Genomic DNA, 4,218 nt, shown 5'->3' on the forward strand with positions numbered 1-4,218 from the left:
CGCCGATGGTACTGCACGGGGGACCGTGTGGGAGAGTAGGTCACCGCCGAACAATTCTTCATGGAAGCCGCCCCGGGCTCTTCGCCCGGGGCGGCTTTCGTGCGTTACGGTGACCGCTATGAGCGGCCGCGCGCACCTGATGTGGGACCAGGCAGTCACGGCGTATGACTTCGGTCCCGAACACCCCATGGATCCCGTCCGGTTGGCGCTGACCATGCGTCTTGTCGAGGAGCTGGGCATCGACAAGGCGGTCGACGTCGATGTCGTCGCGGCGCCCGCCGCCGGGGAGTCGACGCTGCGGCTTGTGCACCGGCAGGACTACATCGACGCCGTGCGGCAGGCGTCCGCGGCGCCGGAGTCGGCGGATCCCTCGTACGGGCTGGGGACGATGGACGATCCGGCGTTCGCGGGGATGCACGAGGCGTCGGCGCTGATCGCCGGGCAGTCCGTGGCGGCGGCGGAGGCCGTGTGGGAGGGGCGGGCGGCGCACGCGGTGAACTTCGCCGGCGGGCTGCATCATGCGATGCCCGGGTCGGCTTCGGGGTTCTGCGTCTACAACGACGCGGCGTTGGCCGTCGCCCGGTTGCTGGAGCTGGGCGTAGAGCGGGTGGCGTACGTCGACGTGGACGTGCACCACGGGGACGGGGTGCAGGCGGTGTTCTGGGACGACCCGCGGGTGCTGACCGTCTCTGTCCACGAGCATCCCAGCACGCTCTTCCCCCAGACCGGCTGGCCCGAGGAGACCGGTGGCGACGCCGCCGAGGGGCATTCGGTGAACGTGGCGCTGCCGGCCGGGACCGGCGACGCGGGGTGGCTGCGGGCGTTCCACAGCGTCGTGCCCGAGCTGCTGCGCGCCTGGCGCCCGCAGGTGCTCGTGTCGCAGCACGGGGCCGACACGCACGCGGAGGACCCGCTGGCGCATCTTGCGGTGAGTCTCGACGCGCAGCGTGCGGTGATGGAGACCTGCCACGCCCTGGCCCACGAGTGTGCGGACGGCCGCTGGCTGTCCCTCGGCGGGGGCGGGTACGCCGTCGTGGACGTCGTGCCGCGCTCCTGGGCGCATCTGTGCGCCATCGCCTCCGGCCGGCCGGTGCCGCCGACGACGGAGCTGCCGGAGGACTGGCGGGCGGAGGCGCTGCGGCGGACCGGGCAGCAGGCGCCGTACCGGATGACGGACGGGCGCGAGGCCGGCTGGTCGGACTGGGAGGCGGGCTACGACCCGGGCTCGCCGCTCGACCGGGCCGTGCGCGCCGCACGGCGGGCGGTGTTCCCGGCGCACGGTCTGCTGCCCTGACGGCGGTTGCCGACCGCGTGCGCGTCCTCCCTCGCGGGCGTGCCCTGTGGCCGCATCGTATGGACGTGGCTCCTGCGCGCACCGTGCGGGCGAAATATTCGCGAAGCCGCCCGTTCCGCCCGTAACGGCGGCCAGAGTGGGCCGGGTGTTGACCGACGCCCCCGTTTTGCGTAGGCATCTGCTGGCGACGGGAATCGCCGGGCCGGTGGCGACGAGCCGGGACAAGAGCCTCCGCAGGTGCCGGCAGTTCGCGGCCCGCGATCCCCGGGTGCTGCTCGGCCTCGAACCGGAACGCGACTGGTCCGTGACCGAGTTGCTGCGCCTGATGGCCGAACGCTGCGGTGCGAGCGGGGATCCGGGCCGGATCTCGGGCGGCGAGGTCATCGATCCGGACCGTACGATCGCCGCCCTGCGCGCCTTCGCCGAGCGGCTGCGCGGCGCCGCCGGCGGCGGCGAGGCGGTGCTGTTCGGGACCGGTCATCCCGATCGCCTCCTCGGCTTCTACGCCCCTTTGGCCGCGGCGCTCTCGGCGGCCGGGTGCGTTGTCCTCACCCCCGGAGAGGGCAGAGATGTCGACATAACGACCCGATTCGGCGTACGCACATACCGCCTCAACTACCCCGGGAGCGTTGCCGTGGTGAGCGACCCGAACCCCTCCGCTCCGACCGTGACCAGGGGGGTCCATACTCACTCTCCGCTTCCCCTGCGTGCGGCACTCGGTGCCGCGGCAGGTGCCGGCGGGCCGCTGCCCGGGCTCGTGGTGGGGGACCACGGATGGGCCTGCGGGGCTGGTCAGTTGGGCATCGAGGCCATCGGTCTGGCGGACGCGGACGACCCGGCACTCTTCGTCGCCCAGGTGGAGGGCCGGGTGCCCGTCGTGGTGCCGCTTGATGACTCTGCGCAATCGGACAGCTACGGGCCGCTGGCCGAATATGTGCTCAAACACGCCCGTCTGTCACTGTAGCCATGCGATCGCTACTCCTCTTCCCCACTTGCATCACCCGCCCCTAATCTGGGGAGGAGCGCGCATGCGAGGAGGAGGCACCGGAGGGGAAGCCGGTGTCCGTCATGTGCGGAAGGTTCAGGTGTGTCATGGCTGCAAACGATAAGCCTCTCAACGAGGTTGTGTTCCTGACCGTGGCCGAAGTGGCCGCGGTGATGCGTGTGTCGAAGATGACCGTGTACCGGCTGGTGCACAGCGGCCATCTGCCGGCGATCCGGGTGGGGAGGTCCTTCCGGGTGCCGGAGCAGGCCGTGCACGAATACCTCCGCGAGTCGTATGTGGGGGTGGAGTCCGCCTGACGGGTCCGACCGGTTGCGCACCCTCGATTACGTCAATCCAGCTCGCCCGGGTAGGCTTGGGCCCCTGTAAGACGTGTGGGCCCTTGCCCGCCCACCCCGACGGAGAGAAGTGAGCGAGGGTACCCGTGGGCTCTGTGATCAAGAAGCGGCGTAAGCGGATGGCGAAGAAGAAGCACCGCAAGCTGCTCAAGCGCACGCGAGTGCAGCGCCGCAACAAGAAGTAAGCGGTAGCCCGCACCCGTACCGCCGTCCGTCCGCCTTCCCGGCGGGTGGGCGGCGGTTGTGCGTTGTGCTGCGGGTCGCGGCGGGGTACTGCGGGTACGGTGGGGCGACCGTACGGGCGTCGGGCGACGTCAGGCGACGTCAGGCAGCGTGCGGCAGGGAGACAGCGGCAGGGAGAGAAAGGCGGAGGCCAGTGGGCAGGACCGTGCTCGTCACCGGCGTCGCCCGCCCCCTCGTCGGCCGCCTGGTCCGCCGGCTGCTGCGGGAGCCGGACGTCGACCGCGTCATCGGCGTCGACGCGCGGGCACCCGAGCACCAGCTCGGCGGCGCCGAGTTCATCCCCGCGGACATCCGCCATCCCGTGCTCGCCCGGATCCTCGTCGAGCACGGCGTCGACACCGTGATGCACATGGACGTCACCGGCACCCCGCTCGCCCGCGGCGGCCGGGCCGCGGTCAAGGAGAACAACGTCATCGGCTCCATGCAGCTGCTCGGCGCCTGCCAGCAGGCGCCGCGCGTGCGGCGGCTCGTCGTGAAGTCCACGACCAGCGTCTACGGGTCGGCGCCCCGCGACCCCGCGGTGTTCTCCGAGAGCACGCCGCCCAAGGCGCTGCCCAGCGGCGGCTTCGCGAAGGACGCGGTGGAGGTCGAGGGGTACGTGCGCGGGTTCGCCCGGCGCCGGCCGGACGTCGCCGTGTGCGTGCTGCGGTTCGCGAACATCCTGGGCCCGCGCGTGGACACGCCGCTCGCCGAGTATCTGGCGCTGCCGGCGCTGCCGACCGTCCTCGGCTACGACCCGCGGCTGCAGTTCGTCCACGAGGACGACGTCATCGACGTGCTGGTGCTCGCGGCCGGCGAGCCGCGCCGCGGCACGATCAACAGCGGCACGTTCAACATCGCCGGCGAGGGCGTGCTGCTGCTGTCCCAGGCGGCCCGGCGGCTCGGCCGCCCCACGGTCCCGGTGCCGCTGCCCGCGGTGACGTGGGTCGGCTCGGCGCTGCGGTCGGCGGGGATGACGGACTTCTCGCCGGAGCAGATCCGGCTGCTGACCCACGGGCGGGTGGTGGAGACGGCGCAGATGCGCGAGCTGCTCGGCTTCACCCCGAGGTACTCGACGCCGGCGGCGTTCGCCGACTTCGCCGCCGGGCGCGCGGCCGGGCTGCTGCCGCCGGGCGAGGTGGGGCGGGCCGTGGACGCGGTCGGCGAGCTGCTGGGGCTGACGGACGACGTACGGGCCCCGGCGAAGGCGGACGGCGTTGCGAAGGAGTCGGTGCACGATGGCTGACGCGAAGGTCATTCCGTTCGACGACGACCGCTCCCGCGGCGGCGGCAAGCCGCGCCGCCGGCCGGGAGCGACCCGCCCGCGGCGTGCGGGGGACGGCGGCGCCGCGGGCACGGAG

Annotated in this window: 5 protein-coding genes; all 5 read left to right on the forward strand. The window is 72.6% G+C overall.

The genetic code is table 11. The features are described 5' to 3' along the window. The first annotated feature begins 118 nt into the window (after window positions 1–118). On the forward strand, window positions 119–1,294 hold the full coding sequence (locus ABD317_RS34085) for an acetoin utilization protein AcuC (RefSeq protein ID WP_344295245.1): 1,176 nt from the start codon (window positions 119–121) through the stop codon (window positions 1,292–1,294). A gap of 145 nt (window positions 1,295–1,439) precedes the next feature. Further along, a complete protein-coding gene (locus tag ABD317_RS34090) occupies window positions 1,440–2,258 on the forward strand; it encodes a phosphatase (protein WP_344295248.1) in 819 nt (272 codons plus the stop codon). A 128-nt stretch (window positions 2,259–2,386) separates the two neighbouring features. Then, a complete protein-coding gene (locus tag ABD317_RS34095) occupies window positions 2,387–2,596 on the forward strand; it encodes an excisionase family DNA-binding protein (protein ID WP_037783412.1) in 210 nt (69 codons plus the stop codon). 125 nt (window positions 2,597–2,721) lie between these two features. Further along, window positions 2,722–2,820, forward strand: a complete 99-nt coding sequence (locus ABD317_RS34100) for a 30S ribosomal protein bS22 (protein ID WP_003948845.1) — start codon at window positions 2,722–2,724, stop codon at window positions 2,818–2,820. Between the two features lie 191 nt (window positions 2,821–3,011). Next, window positions 3,012–4,103: an NAD-dependent epimerase/dehydratase family protein gene (locus ABD317_RS34105; protein ID WP_344295254.1), complete on the forward strand. Its 1,092-nt coding sequence runs from the start codon at window positions 3,012–3,014 to the stop codon at window positions 4,101–4,103. Window positions 4,104–4,218 lie beyond the last annotated feature (115 nt).

The sequence above is a fragment of the Streptomyces synnematoformans genome, assembly GCF_039531005.1.
GTDB classification, from domain to species: Bacteria; Actinomycetota; Actinomycetes; order Streptomycetales; family Streptomycetaceae; genus Streptomyces; species Streptomyces synnematoformans.

What these genes read in the sequence shown, in the direction of transcription:
- ABD317_RS34085 (WP_344295245.1), top strand. Translation starts at nt 119, where the DNA reads ATGAGCGGCCGCGCGCACCTGATGTGGGACCAGGCAGTCACGGCGTAT.
- ABD317_RS34095 (WP_037783412.1), top strand. Translation starts at nt 2,387, where the DNA reads ATGGCTGCAAACGATAAGCCTCTCAACGAGGTTGTGTTCCTGACCGTG.